Here is a 3,604-nt window from a genome sequence, read left to right as displayed (position 1 = left end):
ACGGGGTGGCTCAGCCCGCCGGCCAGGCGCCCGCCGCCGCCCCGCCCGCACCCGCCGCACCGGCCCCGGCCGCCCCCGCGGCGGCGCCCGCCGCGAGCGCCCCTGCGCCGGCCCCGGCGAAGCAGCCCGCGCCACAGCAGGCCCCGCAAGTCCAGCAAGTCCAGCAGGCAACAGCCAAGCCGGCCACCCCCGCCAAGGCGGACGCCGGCCCGGCCGGCGGCCCCGAGCTGGTCACGCTCCGTGGCCCGGCCGCGGCCGTCGCGAAGAACATGAACGCATCGCTGGGGATGCCCACGGCCACCTCCGTGCGCGCCGTCCCGGTGAAGCTGCTCTTCGACAACCGCATCGTCATCAACAACCACCTCAAGCGCGCCCGGGGCGGGAAGGTCTCCTTCACCCACCTCATCGGCTACGCGATGGTGCAGGCCCTCAAGGCCATGCCGATGATGAACCACTCCTTCGCCGAGAAGGACGGCAAGCCGACGCTGGTCAAGCCGGAGCACATCAATTTCGGCCTCGCCATCGACCTGGTCAAGCCCAACGGCGACCGCCAGCTCGTCGTCGCGGCCATCAAGCAGGCCGAGACGCTCAACTTCTTCGAGTTCTGGCAGGCGTACGAGGACATCGTCCGCCGCGCCCGCGGCAACAAGCTGACGATGGACGACTTCACCGGCGTCACGGTCTCGCTGACCAACCCCGGCGGACTGGGCACCGTCCACTCCGTGCCGCGGCTGATGCCCGGACAGTCGGTCATCATGGGCGTCGGCTCGATGGACTACCCCGCCGAGTTCCAGGGCACCTCCCAGGACACCCTGAACAAGCTGGGCATCGCCAAGGTCATGACGCTGACCTCGACCTATGACCACCGGGTGATCCAGGGCGCCGCCTCCGGCGAGTTCCTGCGGATCGTGGCCAACCTCCTCCTCGGCGAGAACGGCTTCTACGACGAGATCTTCGAGGCCCTGCGGATCCCGTACGAGCCGGTCCGCTGGCTCAAGGACATCGACGCCTCGCACGACGACGACGTCACCAAGGCCGCCCGGGTCTTCGAGCTGATCCACTCCTACCGGGTGCGCGGCCATGTCATGGCCGACACCGACCCGCTGGAGTACCGCCAGCGCAAGCACCCCGACCTGGACATCACCGAGCACGGGCTCACCCTGTGGGACCTGGAGCGCGAGTTCGCCGTCGGCGGCTTCTCCGGCAAGTCCCTGATGAAGCTCCGCGAGGTGCTCGGCGTTCTGCGCGACTCGTACTGCCGCACCACCGGCATCGAGTTCATGCACATCCAGGACCCCAAGCAGCGCAAGTGGATCCAGGACCGGGTGGAGCGCCCGCACTCCAAGCCGGAGCGCGAGGAGCAGCTGCGCATCCTGCGCCGGCTGAACGCGGCGGAGGCGTTCGAGACCTTCCTGCAGACCAAGTACGTCGGCCAGAAGCGGTTCTCGCTGGAGGGCGGCGAGTCCGTCATCCCGCTGCTCGACGCGGTCATCGACTCGGCGGCCGAGTCGCGCCTGGACGAGGTCGTCATCGGCATGGCCCACCGCGGCCGGCTGAATGTGCTGGCGAACATCGTCGGCAAGTCGTACGCCCAGATCTTCCGGGAGTTCGAGGGCAATCTCGACCCGAAGTCGATGCACGGCTCCGGCGATGTGAAGTACCACCTGGGCGCCGAGGGCACCTTCACCGGCCTCGACGGCGAGCAGATCAAGGTCTCGCTGGTCGCCAACCCCTCCCATCTGGAGGCGGTCGACCCGGTGCTTGAGGGTGTCTCCCGCGCCAAGCAGGACGTCATCAACAAGGGCGGCACGGACTTCACCGTCCTGCCGGTCGCCCTCCACGGTGACGCGGCCTTCGCCGGGCAGGGCGTGGTCGCCGAGACGCTGAACATGTCGCAGCTGCGCGGCTACCGCACCGGTGGCACGGTCCATGTCGTCATCAACAACCAGGTCGGCTTCACCGCCGCCCCGGAGTCGTCCCGCTCCTCGATGTACGCGACCGATGTGGCCCGCATGATCGAGGCGCCGATCTTCCATGTGAACGGCGACGACCCCGAGGCGTGCGTCCGGGTGGCGCGGCTCGCCTTCGAGTTCCGCCAGACGTTCAACAAGGACGTCGTGATCGACCTCATCTGCTACCGCCGCCGCGGTCACAACGAGGGCGACAACCCGCAGTTCACCAACCCGCAGATGGTCGCGCTGATCGACAAGAAGCGCTCGGTGCGCAAGCTCTACACCGAGTCGCTGATCGGCCGCGGCGACATCACGCTGGAAGAGGCGGAGCAGGCGCTCCAGGACTTCCAGGGCCAGCTGGAGAAGGTCTTCGCCGAGGTCCGCGAGGCCACCAGCCACCCGGCCCCGGCGCATGTCCCGGACGCGCAGGCCGAGTTCCCGGTGGCGGTCACCACCGCGATCTCCCAGGAGGTCGTGAAGCGGATCGCCGAGTCCCAGGTCAATATCCCGGACAATGTCACCGTCCACCCGCGGCTGCTGCCGCAGCTCCAGCGGCGGGCGTCCTCGGTCGAGGACGGCACCATCGACTGGGGCATGGGCGAGACGCTCGCCATCGGCTCACTGCTGATGGAGGGCACCCCGGTCCGCCTCTCCGGCCAGGACACCCGGCGCGGCACCTTCGGCCAGCGCCACGCGGTCCTGGTCGACCAGGAGACCAACGAGGACTACACCCCGCTGCTCTACCTCACCGACGAGCAGGCCCGTTACAACGTCTACGACTCGCTGCTCAGCGAGTACGCGGCGATGGGCTTCGAGTACGGCTACTCGCTGGCCCGCCCGGACGCGCTGGTCATGTGGGAGGCGCAGTTCGGCGACTTCGTCAACGGCGCGCAGACCGTGGTGGACGAGTTCATCTCCTCCGCCGAGCAGAAGTGGGGCCAGACATCCGGCGTCACCCTGCTGCTGCCGCACGGCTACGAGGGCCAGGGCCCGGACCACAGCTCCGCCCGCCCCGAGCGGTTCCTCCAGATGTGCGCGCAGCACAACATGACGGTCGCCATGCCGACGCTGCCGTCGAACTACTTCCATCTGCTGCGCTGGCAGGTCCACAACCCGCACCACAAGCCGCTGATCGTCTTCACCCCGAAGTCGATGCTCCGGCTGAAGGCGGCGGCGTCCAAGGTGGACGAGTTCCTCACCGGCGGCTTCCGCCCGGTGATCGGCGACGAGTCGGTCGACCCGGCCGAGGTGCGCAAGGTCGTCTTCACCACCGGCAAGGTCTACTACGACCTGGACGCCGAGCGGAAGAAGCGGGGCGTCACGGACACCGCGATCATCCGCCTGGAGCGGCTGTACCCGCTGCCGGGTGCGGAACTCCAGGCCGAGATCGCCAAGTTCCCGAACGCCGCGAAGTACCTGTGGGCGCAGGAGGAGCCGGCGAACCAGGGCGCGTGGCCGTTCATCGCGCTGAACCTGATCGACCACCTGGACCTCGCCGTCGGCGCGGACATCCCGCACGGCGAGCGGCTCCGGCGCATCTCGCGCCCGCACGGCTCGTCCCCGGCGGTGGGTTCGGCCAAGCGGCACCAGGCGGAGCAGCAGCAGCTCCTGAACGAGGTCTTCGACGCCTGACCCTGAGCCTGCCCCGTATG

General features: G+C 69.1%; 1 protein-coding gene. It reads left to right on the top strand.

Annotation, left to right across the window (positions count from 1 at the left end; genetic code table 11):
- The coding region (locus ACWF94_RS36365) for a multifunctional oxoglutarate decarboxylase/oxoglutarate dehydrogenase thiamine pyrophosphate-binding subunit/dihydrolipoyllysine-residue succinyltransferase subunit (RefSeq protein WP_453498812.1) at positions 1 to 3,584 on the top strand (3,584 nt) is incomplete at its 5' end.
- Between the last annotated feature and the right edge of the window lie 20 nt (positions 3,585 to 3,604).

The sequence above is a fragment of the Streptomyces sp. NPDC055078 genome, assembly GCF_053607985.1.
Note: the sequence above shows the minus strand (reverse complement) of the source record. Positions and strands in the feature narration are given on the sequence as shown.